Source organism: Lysinibacillus sp. TE18511 (assembly GCF_054062295.1).
Window position 1 is genome coordinate 187111 of sequence record NZ_JBSSFD010000005.1, and the last position, 17629, is coordinate 204739.

Here is a 17629-nt window from a genome sequence, read left to right on the forward strand (position 1 = left end):
AGAGTAGTGTGCAATATGAAAAAAAAAATATTTTGGATTATTAGTATAATAATACTAATAATCTCCTTGCTTATAACTGCTTATAAATTTGACGAGAGCAAAAACAATCTTGTGGAGATGCTGAAAATTCAAGATACAGTCTATGTAGTAACCAATGAACCAGTTGGAAAATCGCAAGCAGTAAGGAAATTGGGTGAGATTAAGCAAAAAATAGATAGAAATCAAGTTCCGAATACTAATTTTGAGTCTAATTCTTTAAATGAGGGTACTCCTATATATAAAAGAAAAAACGGAGATGAGTTTCCAAAATCTGTATTGTATAAACGAGATGGTAAATTTTATATTGCTACTGAAGTAATAAACCGTAGTAATTATGGAAATTGATTGAGCAACAACCTCTTTTTTAGAGATAAATTGTAAAAATGGCTGACTTTTTTTGAAGGTTAGCCTCTGAAATACTTGTACCACGTATTTCGGCTGTTACTACTTGAAGTGATGAAAAGCATTTTTGATTTAAAACCATGATTAAAGTAAGTTACGAAATATCTTTTTTCACCTTAAAAAAAGAAAATCCCACGGAAAAGTCTTCAACCTTTCCGTGGAATTTTGTATGATTGGATATTCACTAATTCACTATTCTTCAAATAAATCCGTTGGCATTGGCATAGTTTTCATAAATTCTCTCACTTCTCGTATACCAGGAAGTTCACTTTCCACAAGCTCCACCCCGACAATTTTTGCTAGTGGTTGAAGCATCGGTTTTACCTCTCTAGAGACAAATATTTTACTTGGTCTTACCTCTAAGCTTTGTAAATATGCCCATAAAATACTTTGTGCGATTGGTGGCGTTTTGGGCATCGGGAACATTTCGTGTCCAATAACCAAATTGCTTCCTCGTTCAACAAGCATACCAACAATCGGATAAACAGTGCGGTTCGTCAGTTCCGTTTCTACGCCAAAAGGCATGTAAAACACATCATATTCTAATTGTAACGCACTTTTAGGCTTTTTCTTATATTGTGCTTTTTCAAACATCGAAATTTCCTCGTAGCACTCATACGTTGGCTTCGGTATATTTATTTGCAAAATATAGATTTCTTGTAACTCACCATCCATTTGTACTTTAAACGTTGGATATTGATGTGCAGCTACCTGTGGATATTCCCAGCCATCCTTCCGAGCTTCTGTAATATTAATCATCCTACTTACAACATCAATTAATAACTCTACCTCTAGATAATTTGGTCTTTCAGGATGCGTTCCTTCTTGATAGCTACGGAATTGAATCCAGTTCTTCTTCCCTCTATACGACAGCCCACAATCTTTAATTAGCAGATAATCTGCTGGATCTAACTCTTCTCTATCAACAAAATTCACAGTTAAAGCGTTTAAACTATAGGAAAAATCACTCGATATATTTTTCTCAAAAAGTATTTTCGCTAAGCTGTCATAGCCACTTTCCATATCAAAAATCATTAATCCAAACTCTTCACCACCAGCTCCCATTACAGAAACAAGTACTTTGTAATCTATATCTGCAAAGTGAATGACAACTACTTCATCATCCCTTAAATATTGCCATGGTTTTAATTTTTTCAGGTCATTAGTAAGCTCTAATAAAGTAAGATAATCTGGCTCCAGGTTTTCTAGTAAACTATTTGCCTCTTCATCCTCCCGTATCAGTTCATTAATTTCCTCCAAATTAATCTTGTCCATTTTACCAGTATGAATATTGCCTGCTCCAGCAATACATATAGGAGTTTCCGTGTTCATCGGTAATTCCTCATTGCTCTCGAATCGAATCGTAAATGATTCACTATTATCAATTACATGAGCAATGGCTTCATCACCCGATTTTCGAAGCCATTCATCGACCAACTCTTCATCTGTATCTAAATCCGTATCATTTTTAGGTAAAAAACAAATCTTCTCTTTAGATACTCGTCCATCTTTTTTAACAATTTCAAAATTAAAATAGTCCGAACCATCCAAATCAAAACTTAGTAATATCATTTCATCTAGCATGGAAAAACTACTGTTCTTCGGTAACAATAACTTTCGATAAATCTCCGGTTTTTTCTTACTTTCAATATGCAACTGGATCATTGTTTTACCTCCTACTTCTACTTGTTATAGCTATTCTGATGAGTTCGGCATAATCTTCACTCATATACAAATGTATTAATCTCTTGCGCTATCTCTTTATTGAATATTTCAACTTTGTAGCTATTCCCTAAGCGAACCACTCTTTATTCACTTTACTGACAATCTCTCCATTCTGCAACACTTCAAACTTCATCCCAACCAATTGCTACACATCTCAATATCTGTTGCATTAATTGTACAAAACACCCTAAGTGTTGTTCTAGCAACAGCTACGTATTGTAATTACAATGTTCACATTTTAGAAAGCTGAGATTAACCTTCCGACTTTTCTCAATTTTTGTTTAATTAATAACAAAAATTGATTTTTAAACTTTTACAGCCAATGGTATGGTACTAATAGTAGGGGAATTTTATATTCACCAGTGTAGAAGTTATTAAAATACCTTTCCAAATTCACGGAAAAAGAGTAGGAGGAAAAGATGAAAAAATCGTATAAAATGATCGTTGCTATTCTTTTGAGTATTTTCACTTTTACTTCAATTACATTTTTAGGAACTATTGCTATTGTGTTATCTAATGTAGAATTTTTTAATTTTCAATCTACGTTTTTTGGTCAAGATATTGTTTATGTTCATATTCAAGATAGTGTATTTCAAGCTAATGTAACATGGACAGGTGTACTAATATTTGGTCTTTTAGGAGGTGTTATTCAACTTCTTATTAATAAATTTAGTAAATCAGATAACCACGCGTATTGATTAAATAAATCAGCCAATCTTCATTCGTAAAACTTCTGATAAAACACCAAAATTTCATTAATTCGACAAGCTCCATTACGAGGAGGATTGAATGTCGCCTATGACTACAAATAAGAAAAAGTTGAATGAAACTGGAGTTCTAGGTCCATTGAGTAATGGATTTTATGTAGCATTAGTATACGGAATGTTATTCGTTTCTTTAATGCTCGTAACAGGAAAAGAGCTGACAATTAATGTTTTAGCTATACCAGCTTTAGTCTTATTTTTGGTTGTTAGATTTACTGAAAATTTTGTGACAGGAAGCGAAAAAAAAGATATGCCTCAATGGATTATAGTGGGGGCATTTGTTATCGCTGTTCTTACTGCAATAGGTATGACGGTTATTTTAAACTAAATCAAGATGGTCATAATGGAGGAGTATGGAAAGGCCCAGCTCTATAAAAATTTAGGTTCAAAGAAAATACGTTCAGGAACCTATGATGCCGAATTAAATAGGAAACGAGATTTATAAATTTTGGTAAAATTAAAAGACTTTAATATTGATTTTGACTGTACTCAAGTGACACCTTTTTTCCAAGTCCATGAAGACAATCGGATACGATTTGATATTGAGAAACTAAGCAGCGTTAACCTACAATTAATTATTAATCAAATATTTAATAGGTACAAAGATATTAATGCTATCTTTGTTTCTGAGTATATTTTTAATAAAAAACGTAAGTCAGCCAAAACAAAGATTGGTCAAATTATTCACTTAAAAAATTGGAAAGAGGATGTATTATTAGAAGGCTATACAAATGATGGATTAATTTATGCTTCTATAAAAAACTTAGATCCTTTAGATGTATATAATTACTGTTTTAGCATTAAAAAAGGTTTAACAGGAGCATATATTTCATTCTATTCCAATGAATATTTATTATATGTAAATAATGATGTTATTGATATTATTTCAAATGACTCCATGAATATTAATAAGCTAAAAGATAACTATAAAAACCTTTATGATACGTATTATGAGATCTCTAATAAATAATTAAAACATTTATTAATTTACTAAATAAGTAAAGTAGTATTGTACTTAGGTGCTTTCCTTGAAAAAAGGGAGTCCTTTTGTTATGTAGCTAAAGGGGTAGCATTCTTGTATTAAATGAAGTGGAAAAAGAATAACATTGTGAACAAATATACTTAAACCTAGATTATTTAAATGTAAGCGCCGAACACTACACACTTTCTAATGAATTAATAATCGTGAGACAACCTCGATGATCATTCATTAGGAGGTTTTTTCATAGCCCGATCAGAACTCACCTCTTAAATAATAGACACTGCATAAAATATGTTTTTCCTTGGCCTGATTTACCGGAAATCAATAAATGTCGCCCTGTTGCTGAAAGTACTTTCATGGAGGTAAACTTTCAATGAATGAAGTAGATTTTTTTGGTTGGAAAATTCGTTTTAAAGATGAATTAAGAGCTATAAAAGATAACGATGCAAAAGAGATCATTATTATTGAAGGTATTCTAGAACTAAATGCAATGATTCGCATTGATGAACACGGTGAACTTCAAATTAAACCTACTTGGGATACTGTTGTTTTAGTTAATCCAAACGATAATATTATTACTATTCGCCATGCTAATAAAATGAAACTTTAATCAGCGGTGTAATAGGTCCATTCGGTGCTGCTTTAATATTATATCCATATGAACAGGAGTGGTTAGGAGCACAAGACGATTATAGAAAAATTTAATTTTATAAAAAAGGGTATCAATTCTTCGATATCCTTTTCTAACCTTTTAAAAGAAGGTGAAAACTTTGAGTTATATATTAATAAATATATTTATTTTATTTCTTATCATTTTATTTGCTGAGTCATTAATGTATTTAATTACAATAAAAAATACAAAATTAAAAAGCATTTTAACTTATATAGTAATGGCAGTAATAGCGTTTATCACCAGTCAATATATACCTAATGATTATAAGGAATTTACAAAAACAATAGCTACAGCATCTTTAATTTTAGCATTAGTATCTTTATTCAAAAAAATACCAATATTAATTAAAATAGAGGGATTAAATGTCGACAATGACTACAAATAAGAAAAAGTTGAAAGAATCCCGGGTTGTAGGTCAATGAAGTAATGGATTTTATGTAGCATTAATTATTTGTGGTTGTTAGAGTTACTGAATATTTTGTGACGAGAGACGAAAAAGATATGCCTCAATGAATTATTGTAGGGTCATTTGTTATCGCTGTTCTTACTGCAATAGGAATGACGGTTATTTCAAACTGTAGGGAGTGAGAAGATGCTACATAATGGAATAAAATATATCGGATTTTTAGCTATGCTAATGTTTGGAGGCATTTTTATTTTCAGATGGTTTCTTCGAGATGAATTATTATTAGATCAATTCATTGGTTTTTTGGTAGGTTCTATTCTTTTTATAGTGTCTTTTTTTGTTAAAAGAAACTAAATTAGTCTGGTCGTCTCTACGATTACTATTGAGCTTTATAAATATGTCTCTTTACAATAGATGATTACTATCTTTTGCTTCACATTTTCTATACCTTCAATTTCTGCAAATGCACCTACATCTTTGTAATTCTCCTGTATTATAACTAAACAATCTAATTGCCTATCGTCGTGATAGATGGTTCTATGATTACACCAATATTTTTAACATCTTAATTTAGCACTTCATGAATCGCTCCTCTCTTTTTTACCGTGGTCGCCTTAAAGCGGATTTTCTTTCTTGAAAAAACGTTTTTATGTGCTTTGAAATAGTATTTAATTAAAAACATGTTGCAATAATAGATGTTTTATTATAGTATTTCATTATTGTGCAAAAAAATAATATTTTTTCTTCTTATCAAGAGAGATGGAGGGACTGGCCCTATGATATCTCGGCAGCGGAACTTAGTGATTAAGTTACTGTGCCAAATCCAGCAAGCAATGGCTTGATAGATAAGAGGAGTGTTTTATAAATATAAGACCTCTTCTTGTTATTTCGAGAAGAGGTCTTTTTTTAGAAAAAAATGGACAAGGATGTGTCCATTTTTAATTTTTGGAGGTAGGACAATGAAGAAAGAGAATCCATGGGCGCTGATCCCATTTGTTGTTTTTTTGATTTTATTTATTGGTTCAGGGGTTATTACAGGTGATTTTTATGCCTTTCCTGTCATTGTAGCCATTGCCATTTCGGGCGCTGTGGCTCTGGCGATGAATCGAAAAGAATCGTTTTCGCGAAAGGTTGATATTTTCTGCAAAGGCGCAGGAAATTTAAATGTCATGCTGATGGTTGTTATTTTTCTCTTGGCTGGAGCCTTTTCAGAGGTAGCAAAAGGCATGGGGGCAGTGGATTCCACTGTTAACTTTGCTTTATCGGTCATTCCGCCAAACCTGCTTGTCGTAGGCTTGTTCATCATTGCCTGCTTTATCTCCCTGTCAATGGGTACATCGGTGGGAACGATTGTTGCACTGGCGCCGATCGGAGTTGGGATAAGCGAGCATATCGAACTTCCCATGGCTTTAGTAATGGCAGCGATTGTTGGCGGTTCGATGTTTGGCGATAATTTATCCATTATTTCAGATACAACCATTACTGCCGTTCGTTCACAAGGCGCACAAATGAAGGATAAATTTAAGGTGAATTTTTGGATTGTGTTGCCGGCAGCTATTGTAACGAGCATTATTTTAGGGGTTATCACAATGGGTGAAACCGCACATGTAGAACATTTAAGCTATAGTTGGGTAAAAATTGTTCCCTATGTTCTGGTTATTATTTTAGCGTTAGCTGGAATGAATGTTTTCTTTGTTCTGGCATTTGGGATTGTTCTCGCCGGGGCTGTAGGCTTAGCGGATGGCAGCTATCATTTAATGAGCCTTATGCAAACGATTGGCGAAGGAATGTCAGGCATGTATGAAATGGCATTTCTTGCGATATTAATAGCTGGAATGGTGGAGGTTATTAAGTTTAACGGAGGAATTGACTTTCTACTTCACCTTACGACACGAAGAATTAAATCGAAAAAGGGTGCTGAATTTGGGATTGCTGGCCTTGTGGGTCTAACTAATTTATCTACGGCCAATAATACGATTGCTATTCTAATTGCTGGTCCACTTGCAAAAAATATTGCTGATCAGTATGGGATTGAGCCAAGAAAGTCCGCAAGTATATTAGATATTTTCTCCTGTACGGTCCAAGGTCTTCTCCCATACGGAGCCCAATTCCTGGCAGCCGCAAGCGTAGCTGGAATATCGCCAGTAAGCATGCTACAATACTCTTTCTATCCGATCTTGATAGGAATTTGCGGGATCATCGCTATCCTTATTGGATACCCCGCACAAAAGAAAGCCTGAACTTCATCACTTTAGAGTGATGGGTGTGGCTTTAGAAAATATTGATTTTACATCGAAAATAATCCAATTGTTTTGAAAGAAAGATTAATCAAAACGATTGGATTTTTTTATGAGGTTGGTAAGGGTATAGATGATCATTCCTATTGAGCTTTTTAAATACGTACACGTGTAATTGTTCTAAAGTCATAGAAACGTGTGGTCAGATTATTCACTATTCTTCAAATAAATCCATTGACATGTTTTTCATAAATTCTCTCACTTCTCGGATGCAAGGAAGTTCACTTTCTACAAGCTCCACCCCGACATTTTTTGCTAGTGGTTGAAGCATCGGGCTTAACTCTTTAGAAACAAATATTTTACTTGGTCTTACCTCTAAGCTTTATAAAAATGCCCATAACACGCCTTGTGCAATTGGTGGCGTTTTAGGCACAGGGAACAATTCGTGTTCAATAACCAAATTGCTTCCTCGTTCAACAAGCATACCAGCAATCGGATAAACAGTGCGGTTCGTTTCTTCCGATTCTACGCCAAAAGGCATGTAAAATATATCATATTCTAATTGTAACGGGCTTTTAGGCTTTTTCTTATATTTTGCTTTTTCAAACATTGAAATTTCCTCGTAGCACTCATACGTTGGCTTTGGTATATTTATATGCAAAATATAGATTTCTTGTAACTCACCATCCATTTGTACTTTAAACGTTGGATATTGATGTGCAGCTACCTGTGGATATTCCCAGCCATCCTTCCGAGCTTCTGTAATATTAATCATCCTACTTACAACATCAATTAATAGTTCTACCTCTAGATGGTTTGGTCTTTCAGGATGCGTTCCTTCTTGATAGCTACGGTATTGAATCCAGTTCTTCTTCCCTCTATACGACAGCCCACAATCTTTAATTAGCAGATAATCTGCTGAATCTAACTCTTCTCTATCAACAAAATTCACAGTTAAAACATTTAAGCTATAGGAAAAATCACTCGATAAATTTTTCTCAAAAAGTATTTTCGCTAAGCTGTCATAGCCCTTTTCCATATCAAAAATCATTAATCCAAACTCTTCACCACCAGCTCCCATAACAGAAACAAGTACTTTGTAATCTATATCTGCAAAGTGAATTATAACGACTTCATCATCCCTTAAATATTGCCATGGCTTTAATTTTTTCAGGTCATTAGTAAGCTCCAATAAAGTAAGATAATCTGGCTCCTGATTTTCTAGTAAACTATTTGCCTCTTCATCCTCCCCTATCAGTTCATTAATTTCCTCCAAATTAATTTTGTCCATTTTACCAGTATGAATATTACCTGCTCCAGCAATACATATAGGAGTTTCAGAGTTCATCGATAATTCCTCATAGCTCTCTAATCGAATAGTAAATGATTCACTATTATCAATGACATGTGCAATGGCTTCATCACCGGATTTTCGAAGCCATTCATCGACCAACTCTTCATCTGTATCTAAATCCGTATCATTTTTAGGTAAAAAACAAATCTTTTCTTTAGATACTCGTCCATCTTTTTTAACAATTTCAAAATTAAAATAGTCCGCCCCATCCAAATCAAAACTTAGTAATATAATTTCATCTAGCATGGAAAAACTACTGTTCTTCGGTAACAATAACTTTCGATAAATTTCAGGTCTCTTCTTACTTTCAATATGCAACTGGATCATTGTTTAACCTCCTTCTTCTACCTGTTAAAACGATGTTGATGAAGCTACGGCTAATCTGCTTTCATACACAAATGCAATAATTATTTGATCCATTTCTTCATTGAATACTTAATTTAATTGCTTCTCCAAAGTGAGCCACTCTCTATTCACTTTACTAACAACCTAACCGTTCTGCAACACTTCAAAATCCATTCCTCACCAATCGTCACACACCTCAATACTAGCAGTGTTATTTGTGCAAAACACCCTGAGTGTTGTCTAGCACTGTGCTCTATTGTAATTAAGAAAATTCACATTTTAGAAAGTAAAGTATAACTTTCTAACTTTTATCAATTTTCGTTCAATTGATAACAAAAGTTGATTTTGAAACTTTTATAGACTGGTGGTATAAGGTTCTCCGCAGGACTTTATGAGTACTTTAATACCTCTATTTAAATGTAGAATTCTAGTTTTTACTAGAATTCTTTTCTTTCTTATAAGGATCATCTGTGATACCAAACTCCAAGCAGAGATTAATTTCCTGATTTTTATCAATTTTTGTTCAATTATCAACAAAAATTGATTTTAAATTTTTATTAGCTAATGGTATTGTACTACTCAGGAGGTGTTTTTGGAATATTCAGTTAAGTATAACGCTGATTATTTGTATGTATTTATAAAACCTTTTCAAATCCATGGGGCGAATATTTTAATAGCATGCTTAGAAACCGTAAATTTTGTTGTGTCTTTTTAATGATGGATACAATATTTTACCCACCAAAATAATTCGCAATATTTTGTTTTTATTCTATTAGAAGGATTATCAAAACAATTCAAAGGAAATTGGGAGGTAGCGTGGTTGAGATAAAAAAGTCACAAAAATTGTTGTTGCTATTCTATTTGGACTTAAATTACATTTTTAGGAACTATCTTCATTGTGTTATTTAAAGTAGAATCTTTTAATTTTCATTTTTGGTCAAGACCTTGTTTATGTTCATATACAAGATGATGTATTTAAAACAAATGCACCATGGACAGCTCTGCATAACTCACCCTAATAAATATTTATTTCAATACTAAATCGGAAGTGAAACTAAATGAATTCTTTTGTGATGAGAACCGATGCATCTACAAGTTTGAATTTTTTAATTTATATTCAAAATATATTCCTTAATCAAAATAGAAAAACTAATAAATTTAAATATCCAAATTTTACGTTATCTCCTTCTTTTTTTAAACCTAATTTTGAAAATCGTTTTAAAACATTATGGAGTGATGTCTGCCAAACTATTGACAAAGATGTTTCAAACGATTTTTTACTAGGGGATTTTTATTATCAAGAACTCTTTAACTCTAATGAAGAAAACTTACAAAAATTTAACGAAATACGACAAACCTTTCAAATATGGTGGGATAGTTTAGCAGGTCAATTTTCAATTGAGAGATCGATTGATGAACAAAGAGATTTGCTTTATCAAGATTTGAAAATTTTATTTGATAAATATAATTTCTCACCAGAGCAAGTTATATCAGTTTATGTAATTTATGACGATTACGTATTTGAAACCAGACTAGCTACTCCATATTTTATAGTTGCTTCAATTAATACTTTTTATATTCATTATAAAAATTTATTAGGGGAAATCGAAAAAATGTTAATTTGATTAGACTTTTCAACAGTGATCTCTTTTACATTTATTGATTTAATATTAGAACCGTCTGATATCACTTTCCTTTCAAAATTATTTAGAAATAAACGAACATAGTAGGTGTAATAATCAGTATAAAACTAAGACTTTAATCAAAGAAAAGGTATTTAATCAATTAGCTATAACACAGCATAGTCATAAAATCCAAGTCATTACGAACCAAAACAATAAATAAAAATAAAATTTTTTTCTAAAAAACTAGTCAAAACATTGATAAATCAAAGTTTATAGAGAAAAGGAGTTTAGGATATGAAGAAAAAACAATTATTTGTTGGAATTTTTACAGCTTTAATGTTTACAATGCTAATTGGTGTTAAGGTTTCTGCTGAAGAACGTCCAGAAAACTCTATTACCGAACCAATTATTATATCAGATGAACAATTAACAGAGTTTGAAAGTATAACTTTTGACGTAATAGAAGAACAACTAGATAACCAAATAGTTTCACCTAATTTAAGGTTAAGTTGGACAGGTTCAGCTGGCACTTCTAGATTAGTATACATGGGCGGTGGAAATTTCAATTGGAGTTTAATTGTCCATGAAGCGGCCGGTCAACCTATGATATTTTCGGGTATAATAGACATTTATACTGAATCTACAAAAAAATACAAGGGCACAATTTATCTTGCTGGAGAAGGTACAGGTAGTATTTCAGGGGTTAATAGTGTGGATTTCAAGTTAAAAAAGGGAAGTAGATACACAGCAAAGTTTTCTGGAGTAGCTGCAACTACTAAAAAAAGATACTCTGTAGTCCCTGAGGCTTATTCAGAAGGGTTAGGTTTTGAATATTAAATAATAAATGTGCTAATCTCTTTATACATTATAGGTAAATTAGGAAATCAATTGAACATAGAAAGCTTAATAGGCATGGTCATCCCTACGATACCTATTGAGCTTTTAAATATGTTTCATAAAATATATGACTACTTATTCAAACTTTCTACTTGAAGTTTTAATAATCTTTCTCTAAGTGCACCATCACTAGCATTAATATATAATCCTTTAATTCCTCGTTTCGGACACCCTTGCTCTCGGCTATCCTCTACTTCTGTCTTCAGGGATTGGGACTTACACCCTATAGTACATGCGTATGCGGGCTTTTTTGAATATTAAATTGCAATTTTCACTCTTCTTTTTTCACATCATCCATCGTAATAATCTCTTGTAATTCATCACCAATACGTTTGATAATGCTTGTCACTAACGCATTTCCCATAAAGAAGTAACGCATATGATCACTTACTTCAACTTTTTCGCCATCATGTAACTTATAGCGAGTCCAATCACTCGGGAAATCATTTAATCGCTCTGCCTCAATCGGAGTAATTAAACGATAATGTTCCCCAATTTTCAAGAAGTGAGTACTTCTGTTTACTGAACCTTCGCTTGTTAACATTGTGCGCCCCGGTAAATTAAAATCATCAAATGGAGCCATTCCACCTTCTGAATACGTCCATTCATGACCATCAACAGTAGTACGCTGAATTTTCTTCGGTCCACGCAAATAGTGGAATTTTTCTAATTTAGCTTCATCTGTTATATAGAAACACTCGTCCACTTCTTCGACTGATTGTGCGATTGAACCAAGGGTACGTACTTTTGCTAATTCCGAGTCAGTTGCTTGTGTATCAATCGTAAAATATCGACCATATCGCATAATACCAGAATTCCAAACCTTACCTGTAAAGCTATCAGAAACTTCTACTGTATCATCGGATAGTCGGTCTGAATAATGACGTGCTGTTCTTCATACTTCATTTCTTGTTTAATAGGGAATTGGCGTGCGAATAACCCATCTTTGAAAATATATTCATCAAATGCATGGTCATCCCAATCGAGAATATCATTATTCTTCATTACCCCGTATTTTCCATCCATTGCCATAGCAAACGGCTTATCATTACGATAAACGAAGAAGAATACTCGACGACGACGTTGTGCACCACCATGTTCAGCAGCGTTGATAACTCTCCATTCAACTGAGTAGCCTAAATTATTAAAGGCAGATAGCATAATTGCGAAATCACGTCCGCGTCTCCCTGTCAATGGGTACATCTGTGGGAACGATTGTTGCACTGGCGCCAATCGGAGTTGGGATAAGCGAGCATATCGAACTTTCCATGGCTTTAGTAATGGCAGCGATTGTTGGCGGTTCGATGTTTGGCGATAATTTATCCATTATTTCAGATACAACAATTACTGCCGTTCGTTCACAAGGCGCACAAATGAGTGTTATTTATTATAACTAAATGCATCAATAGTGACAATGATGATAAATTATTAGGCATTTTTGTAAATGTTTAAAAGAGTGGTGAAGGCTACTCTTTTTATTTTGAAAGTAGCATACAAGAGATTCTACCCATTGAAATCAACTTTATTCGTTGATTTAATGCTCCTAACAGGTAAAGAGCTTAAGCTATAAAATAAACACGAACTTTGCAACTTGATTGGATAGACTTATTGTTAGTCAAGAATCCGAATTTGGGTTATGGTAAATTACTCTATGGATTTAATAATGATTAATCCTTTTTCATTTAATTGTCTAAACAAATATCTCCGTGAGCAAAGCACATCCCATACCATCCGGGTTGTTGTTGTCTTTCCAATAAGTCATTACATTTTTAGGGGGATTAGAAAGATCTAATTTTCTAATTACTTTTCTATTGTTTTCATCTGGATAATAAAATAAATTTCTATCTTCTTTATGTGGTCTATTCACACCGTAGTGCTTTCTATTTCGATCATTTACAATGTACGATCGGTCAAAGTTTGCATTTTTTAATGTTTTGCCTGATGTTTCTTTCACTATATTACTTACCCATTTTTTTAAATCTTCATAATTTATGTCTTTTTCAAACGGTGAACTATCATAAAAGTCTTTTATGTATTGAATGACTGGTTTTCCATAGTCTGATTTCTCTATTAAAAGATTTTTTTCTTCTTTATATGATTTAAAGCCTGAGTAAATGAAAGAGATAAATGACTTAATGGTATGCTTCGTGTAATCATAAATCGGTTCAATTTTTCCAATGGCTTCTTCTTTAAGAATCTTACTGAGCAAATCAACTATAGTAATCTCCATGCTATCTAGTTCTTCCCCACCCCAAGTCAGATGATAACAAGGTACTGATAAACCTTCTGCTTCTATAGTAGATAATAATTCATTAAATTCATTTAAAGCTCTCTGACTTCCACTATGTGTTAAGAATATAAAGGAAACTAAAGGTTGTTCTTTTTGTAATGATGAAGTTGTATAAAAATTAACTAATCCAATGATTTCCTCAAAAAGCTGATTATCACCTTTTTGAATAGCTCCATCTTTAATTTTATTTTCCACACAAAATGAAAACTTTGGAAGACTTTCAGAAAATGTTTGATCAAAAAGTTCAATTACAATATCTATATCCCTTGTTTTTTTTGCAATTTCACTCTCTGAGCTTATGACCTTTACTTCAGCTTGCACTCTTACCTCATACTTCGAATTTCGAGATAAATCTCGAATCCGATTATTGTATATAAGCTCTTTATACTGCTCGTTATTTGCTAATACAATAGGTGCTAAAAAACTCTCAACAAACCTCGATCCTAAACCATGATTTTCATTAGGATCTAACAAATAAGCCAGAAACGAAGTTACATTAGGCTCATTGATAGAACCATCATTAGAAGATAAAACCTTAAAAATATTCATCCTTAAACCCCTCTAATTATTAAATTACTTACTTTTTCAATTCGAAATTATATTTCTTGTTTATTTTAGTAGCAATTTTGTCTAAAAACTCACTTACTGTCATTTTCTCAAATTCTCTTGTATACCATGCCAACTTAGCCCCTTTAGAAACACCATTATGATAAACCTCTAAAGGCATATAGTTCTTCGTAGCATACGTATAATCAAATCTAATGAGTAGTACACTACCATCTTCACATTCTAATTTTACTTTATAATTTGGATTCTTGTATTCCGTTAGAAGCTTAACTCCTTTTATCTTCGCTAACACGCCAAAGACCTCCAATATTTTCTAATATATTAATAGTTATAAATTTATTCGTTAGAAGCGCTCATTAAATCATCCACCACATTTCGTTCAATATAAGTTATGGTTGATTATACCATCTTAGAAAACAAATTCAAAAGACACCTTTGCTGCTGAAGCGATAATCCTTCCAATAGCCAGCGAAGCTTCTGTTGCGTTAAGTTACGTACCTCATTTTCATCTTTTATACACTTTATAAATTAAAGCAAAATCACCACCATTTAACAGAAGATGCATTTATTCATTCAGATCAAGGATTCCATTATACGAATCCACAATTCCAGAAACTTGTGAAGAAAATGGGACTAGGGCAATCGATTTCACACCGAGGAAACTGTTGGGATAACGCCCCCAAGAATCCTTCTCCGGTCATTTTAAAGATGAAACCAATATGAATTCCATCACCCCAATCTTGAAGAGCTCAAGCCTATAAAAAACCCGCAGTATCCATTTATAGATACTATGTGCTTTCAATAACCTTATTTAGCTTTTCTCCTTTACAGCTATAAACTTCCGCTCCGCTTCTTCATAAATCTCCCTCATCTTTCTTCTTTCCTCAATAATCCGTTCACGTTCAACTAACAATTCATTACGCTGCTCCTTGAAATAAATATCTGCACATTCTTTTGAACAAAAGCGACGACCAATAGCGTTTTGACCTTTCCGTGTAATTAATGAAATAAAGTATTCATCTGCTACATTACTTACTACTTTTTCGCCGCAATGACATTTAAAGCTCCATGCTCTTTTCGTATCTTTACGGAAATACTTTTTCTTATATCTTGCTTCCAACTCTTCTAGCTTCAACTCTATATCTTTTAAATCCGTCATTAAACTATAATCTAAACCCATCATTAAACTATAATTTAAATCCATTTCAACACACTCCTTTTAAATTAATTAATATCATTTTAATACCGAAAGATAATATAAATCAATCGAAATAAACTTATAAGTTATTTTTATTATACTTTAATAGTATGTAATATTTGTTTTACCTCACATAGGCTTAAAGTGGGGGGATATAAATGGATTTAACAAAACGCGTAGGAATGAACATCAGAGCAATTAGGAAGGCTCAAAAATTAACAATCGACGAACTAGCAGAGAAATGTGATTTTCAAGCCCCGTATTTATCAGATGTTGAACGTGGAGAGAGAAATATTACGTTACAAACTTTAACTAAAATATTAGATGCCCTAAAGGTCGGTCCAGGTAGCGTACTTATACCTGAAATTAGCGGAAATGAAGACCCAGAAAATAATAAAGATGAGCTTTTAAAACTCTTAATGAACACGCTTGAAGATAAAAATGAAGACGATATTCGAATGATACTGAATATATCAATTGAAATCTTCGCACGCTTGCAAAAAAATTAAAAAGGAAGCTTGTGTATTTTTTTCACAAGCTTCCTTTTTAACTAATAATCCCTTCTTTATAATTCATTTTTTAATCTTACTTCTAACATAAAAAACTATATCTGGCTTTTTAAAAAAATAATTGAATCCAGTTTATTTCCATAATATATTATAAAACTATTAAAATCCTAGGGAGGAATTGCCATGAAAAAATTCCGTACGTATAATCAAGCAAAAAAGGATCTAAAAGTTTTTCAAGACTACATCAGTTTAATTGAAAATTATCAACCCAAAAATTTTACTCAACGTGTCATACAAGAATATGCTTATCAGGGAAACATTAATCGTACTGCTGAAATTCTTAACCGTCGTAGCTATAAAACAGATGATCGTAGTATTGAACCGCAGGATATTTCAACGATAATTAAAAGTAAACCTGCTTCAGAGGACTTACTTCATAAAGAAATACGTAGATTGTACCTAAAAAAAACTAAAAGCAATCAAGGTTCTGTTTTTAAAATATATCGATAATTCTTCTACTGTCTATTACCTAATGTAACTTTTCCTAATATGTTATATCACTTTTGAAACTAAGGTTATGCCTTAATTTTTCTTCACTTTTATTAAAACTTTAATTCATCAAAAAATTGAACCTTCCGCACACTTATTATTGTTAATTTTATTTTCATTAAAACAGAAAATTCCCGTTCAATTCATGTAATTCTTGTCCTCAATTGTAGTGGTGAACCTCTGTTTTACAACATTATTATTTTTAATAATGGACATATCGTTTCGTTTTCAAAATCAATTAGTGAGGAATGGATATCTGATGACGAGTTTTTTGTCACCGAATCTGGAATTTAGGAGAATAATAAACTCTATCATCAATTGAAAAAAAGAACTTCGAATAAGAAAAACATAGGGAGATTTTAGTCTTCCTATGTTTTCATTCATATTATTTATCTGTTTGTTTTTGCTTTTTTTTCAAATACTCCGCACGTATTTTTTCAAGTTGCTGCTTTTTATCAAATTTGGCAGGCTTTTGTTTTTCATGATACTTTGCCACAGCCACCTGACCTTTGGTATCCAATTGATATTTCCCCACTTTGTTCACCTACTTTTCTTGTCTTTAAAGAGAATCCATTCAACAAATATAATATACCTTATTTTACTGAAGTAAACCTTTTTACTTTATTAGTGTACTGCCTAACCTTGCAATTATACTTATCTTTACGCCATTAAATTTGCTGATTCATTTTAAAGTCATCAATTAATATGGCCTTTCAAACTCCTCAAGACCGAAAACCGCTTCACAATTAAGTCAGTTTTAGAAATTAGCAAACCTTTTTACTAAGTTTTGGCGCACACTGGATCTACGTCAAGATTATAGACACACTCAAGTTAATTTTTTGTGTGTTGCGCAACGTCCATTTTTGGAGTGTTCCACATCCCGAGTAGCCCGTCAAAGTGAAAGGAGCCTTTGACCGCCTACTCGGGATGTAGAGCGGAAAATGCATGGAAGTTGCGCCCGAAAAATGTGGTGGGGTAGATTTCTTTGTACCCCTTTTTTACGCTGCTGCTCGGCACATTTTCTCATACGCATCGGGTGTGAAATAATCAATGCTACCGTGGATTCG

18 protein-coding genes, 4 pseudogenes and 1 riboswitch are annotated in these 17629 nt (G+C 32.7%); of the genes and pseudogenes, 14 read left to right on the forward strand and 8 right to left on the reverse strand.

The annotated features are described in order from the left end of the window. Window positions 1-15: 15 nt before the first annotated feature. Complete coding sequence (locus tag ACVWXS_RS06150; RefSeq protein WP_456956947.1) at window positions 16-384, forward strand: hypothetical protein; 369 nt, start codon at window positions 16-18, stop codon at window positions 382-384. Between the two features lie 249 nt (window positions 385-633). Here the strand turns inward: ACVWXS_RS06150 and ACVWXS_RS06155 are convergent, their stop codons facing one another. After that, a complete protein-coding gene (locus tag ACVWXS_RS06155; RefSeq protein WP_456956949.1) occupies window positions 634-2106 on the reverse strand; it encodes a DUF7309 domain-containing protein in 1473 nt (490 codons plus the stop codon). Window positions 2107-2585: 479 nt separating this feature from the next. Between ACVWXS_RS06155 and ACVWXS_RS06160 the strand changes: the two genes are divergently transcribed. The 7 genes and pseudogenes from ACVWXS_RS06160 to ACVWXS_RS06190 all read left to right on the forward strand — a co-directional run bounded on the left by ACVWXS_RS06160 (window position 2586) and on the right by ACVWXS_RS06190 (window position 7231). After that, window positions 2586-2864 carry a hypothetical protein gene (locus tag ACVWXS_RS06160; RefSeq protein WP_456956951.1) on the forward strand — a complete coding sequence of 93 codons (279 nt, stop codon included), beginning with the start codon at window positions 2586-2588 and terminating at the stop codon, window positions 2862-2864. A 91-nt stretch (window positions 2865-2955) separates the two neighbouring features. Beyond that, window positions 2956-3258, forward strand: a complete 303-nt coding sequence (locus ACVWXS_RS06165; protein ID WP_456956953.1) for a hypothetical protein — start codon at window positions 2956-2958, stop codon at window positions 3256-3258. A 2-nt stretch (window positions 3259-3260) separates the two neighbouring features. After that, window positions 3261-3375 (forward strand): annotated as a pseudogene (locus ACVWXS_RS06170) (toxin C-terminal domain-containing protein); the annotation flags it as partial. A gap of 3 nt (window positions 3376-3378) precedes the next feature. Further along, the gene (locus ACVWXS_RS06175; protein WP_456956955.1) at window positions 3379-3900 is read left to right on the forward strand and encodes a hypothetical protein; all 522 of its coding nucleotides are present in this window, start codon (window positions 3379-3381) and stop codon (window positions 3898-3900) included. A 385-nt stretch (window positions 3901-4285) separates the two neighbouring features. Then, the gene (locus ACVWXS_RS06180; RefSeq protein WP_456956957.1) at window positions 4286-4522 is read left to right on the forward strand and encodes a hypothetical protein; all 237 of its coding nucleotides are present in this window, start codon (window positions 4286-4288) and stop codon (window positions 4520-4522) included. Between the two features lie 160 nt (window positions 4523-4682). Next, complete coding sequence (locus ACVWXS_RS06185) at window positions 4683-4970, forward strand: hypothetical protein (protein ID WP_456956959.1); 288 nt, start codon at window positions 4683-4685, stop codon at window positions 4968-4970. Window positions 4971-5735: 765 nt separating this feature from the next. Continuing rightward, a riboswitch (SAM riboswitch) is annotated at window positions 5736-5843 on the forward strand. A gap of 107 nt (window positions 5844-5950) precedes the next feature. Further along, complete coding sequence (locus ACVWXS_RS06190; protein ID WP_456956961.1) at window positions 5951-7231, forward strand: Na+/H+ antiporter NhaC family protein; 1281 nt, start codon at window positions 5951-5953, stop codon at window positions 7229-7231. Between the two features lie 211 nt (window positions 7232-7442). Here the strand turns inward: ACVWXS_RS06190 and ACVWXS_RS06195 are convergent. Continuing rightward, window positions 7443-8909, reverse strand: a pseudogene (locus ACVWXS_RS06195) (DUF7309 domain-containing protein). 1076 nt (window positions 8910-9985) lie between these two features. On the opposite strand from ACVWXS_RS06195, the gene ACVWXS_RS06200 reads away from it, so the two are divergent. Together ACVWXS_RS06200 and ACVWXS_RS06205 are read left to right on the forward strand one after the other, a co-directional pair. Then, window positions 9986-10552 carry a hypothetical protein gene (locus ACVWXS_RS06200; protein WP_456956963.1) on the forward strand — a complete coding sequence of 189 codons (567 nt, stop codon included), beginning with the start codon at window positions 9986-9988 and terminating at the stop codon, window positions 10550-10552. 294 nt (window positions 10553-10846) lie between these two features. Further along, window positions 10847-11389 carry a hypothetical protein gene (locus ACVWXS_RS06205; RefSeq protein WP_456956965.1) on the forward strand — a complete coding sequence of 181 codons (543 nt, stop codon included), beginning with the start codon at window positions 10847-10849 and terminating at the stop codon, window positions 11387-11389. Between the two features lie 331 nt (window positions 11390-11720). Here ACVWXS_RS06205 and ACVWXS_RS06210 read toward each other — a convergent pair whose 3' ends face one another. Together ACVWXS_RS06210 and ACVWXS_RS06215 are read right to left on the reverse strand one after the other, a co-directional pair. After that, window positions 11721-12254: a DNA cytosine methyltransferase gene (locus ACVWXS_RS06210; protein ID WP_456956967.1), complete on the reverse strand. Its 534-nt coding sequence runs from the start codon at window positions 12252-12254 to the stop codon at window positions 11721-11723. A gap of 44 nt (window positions 12255-12298) precedes the next feature. Continuing rightward, on the reverse strand, window positions 12299-12652 hold the full coding sequence (locus ACVWXS_RS06215) for a DNA cytosine methyltransferase (RefSeq protein WP_456956969.1): 354 nt from the start codon (window positions 12650-12652) through the stop codon (window positions 12299-12301). Between ACVWXS_RS06215 and ACVWXS_RS06220 the strand changes: the two are divergent. After that, a pseudogene (locus ACVWXS_RS06220) lies at window positions 12631-12825 on the forward strand (Na+/H+ antiporter NhaC family protein); the annotation flags it as partial. The gene ACVWXS_RS06215 and the pseudogene ACVWXS_RS06220 sit on opposite strands and share 22 nt — an antisense overlap. A gap of 314 nt (window positions 12826-13139) precedes the next feature. On the opposite strand, the gene ACVWXS_RS06225 reads toward ACVWXS_RS06220, so the two are convergent. Continuing rightward, window positions 13140-14288 (reverse strand): PD-(D/E)XK nuclease family protein, encoded by a 1149-nt coding sequence (locus tag ACVWXS_RS06225; RefSeq protein WP_456956971.1) that lies wholly within the window; start codon window positions 14286-14288, stop codon window positions 13140-13142. Between the two features lie 28 nt (window positions 14289-14316). Then, a complete protein-coding gene (locus ACVWXS_RS06230; RefSeq protein WP_456956973.1) occupies window positions 14317-14598 on the reverse strand; it encodes a hypothetical protein in 282 nt (93 codons plus the stop codon). A 224-nt stretch (window positions 14599-14822) separates the two neighbouring features. On the opposite strand from ACVWXS_RS06230, the pseudogene ACVWXS_RS06235 reads away from it, so the two are divergent. Beyond that, a pseudogene (locus ACVWXS_RS06235) lies at window positions 14823-15022 on the forward strand (IS3 family transposase); the annotation flags it as partial. A gap of 95 nt (window positions 15023-15117) precedes the next feature. On the opposite strand, the gene ACVWXS_RS06240 reads toward ACVWXS_RS06235, so the two are convergent. Then, a complete protein-coding gene (locus ACVWXS_RS06240; protein ID WP_456956975.1) occupies window positions 15118-15510 on the reverse strand; it encodes a hypothetical protein in 393 nt (130 codons plus the stop codon). Between the two features lie 152 nt (window positions 15511-15662). Between ACVWXS_RS06240 and ACVWXS_RS06245 the strand changes: the two genes are divergently transcribed. Both ACVWXS_RS06245 and ACVWXS_RS06250 read left to right on the forward strand, forming a co-directional pair. Next, window positions 15663-16013 carry a helix-turn-helix domain-containing protein gene (locus ACVWXS_RS06245; RefSeq protein WP_427522471.1) on the forward strand — a complete coding sequence of 117 codons (351 nt, stop codon included), beginning with the start codon at window positions 15663-15665 and terminating at the stop codon, window positions 16011-16013. 183 nt (window positions 16014-16196) lie between these two features. Next, window positions 16197-16523, forward strand: coding sequence for a hypothetical protein (locus ACVWXS_RS06250; RefSeq protein WP_456956977.1), 327 nt, complete (start codon window positions 16197-16199; stop codon window positions 16521-16523). Between the two features lie 424 nt (window positions 16524-16947). Here ACVWXS_RS06250 and ACVWXS_RS06255 read toward each other — a convergent pair whose 3' ends face one another. Next, window positions 16948-17097: a hypothetical protein gene (locus ACVWXS_RS06255; RefSeq protein WP_430352725.1), complete on the reverse strand. Its 150-nt coding sequence runs from the start codon at window positions 17095-17097 to the stop codon at window positions 16948-16950. Window positions 17098-17629: the final 532 nt, after the last annotated feature.

Coding starts and splice junctions, on each gene's coding strand:
- ACVWXS_RS06245 (WP_427522471.1), top strand. CDS start 15,663: ATGGATTTAACAAAACGCGTAGGAATGAACATCAGAGCAATTAGGAAG.
- ACVWXS_RS06240 (WP_456956975.1), bottom strand. CDS start 15,510: ATGGATTTAAATTATAGTTTAATGATGGGTTTAGATTATAGTTTAATG.
- ACVWXS_RS06210 (WP_456956967.1), bottom strand. CDS start 12,254: ATGCGATATGGTCGATATTTTACGATTGATACACAAGCAACTGACTCG.
- ACVWXS_RS06215 (WP_456956969.1), bottom strand. CDS start 12,652: ATGTACCCATTGACAGGGAGACGCGGACGTGATTTCGCAATTATGCTA.
- ACVWXS_RS06250 (WP_456956977.1), top strand. CDS start 16,197: ATGAAAAAATTCCGTACGTATAATCAAGCAAAAAAGGATCTAAAAGTT.
- ACVWXS_RS06225 (WP_456956971.1), bottom strand. CDS start 14,288: ATGAATATTTTTAAGGTTTTATCTTCTAATGATGGTTCTATCAATGAG.
- ACVWXS_RS06180 (WP_456956957.1), top strand. CDS start 4,286: ATGAATGAAGTAGATTTTTTTGGTTGGAAAATTCGTTTTAAAGATGAA.
- ACVWXS_RS06200 (WP_456956963.1), top strand. CDS start 9,986: ATGAATTCTTTTGTGATGAGAACCGATGCATCTACAAGTTTGAATTTT.
- ACVWXS_RS06190 (WP_456956961.1), top strand. CDS start 5,951: ATGAAGAAAGAGAATCCATGGGCGCTGATCCCATTTGTTGTTTTTTTG.
- ACVWXS_RS06160 (WP_456956951.1), top strand. CDS start 2,586: ATGAAAAAATCGTATAAAATGATCGTTGCTATTCTTTTGAGTATTTTC.
- ACVWXS_RS06150 (WP_456956947.1), top strand. CDS start 16: ATGAAAAAAAAAATATTTTGGATTATTAGTATAATAATACTAATAATC.
- ACVWXS_RS06205 (WP_456956965.1), top strand. CDS start 10,847: ATGAAGAAAAAACAATTATTTGTTGGAATTTTTACAGCTTTAATGTTT.
- ACVWXS_RS06165 (WP_456956953.1), top strand. CDS start 2,956: ATGTCGCCTATGACTACAAATAAGAAAAAGTTGAATGAAACTGGAGTT.
- ACVWXS_RS06155 (WP_456956949.1), bottom strand. CDS start 2,106: ATGATCCAGTTGCATATTGAAAGTAAGAAAAAACCGGAGATTTATCGA.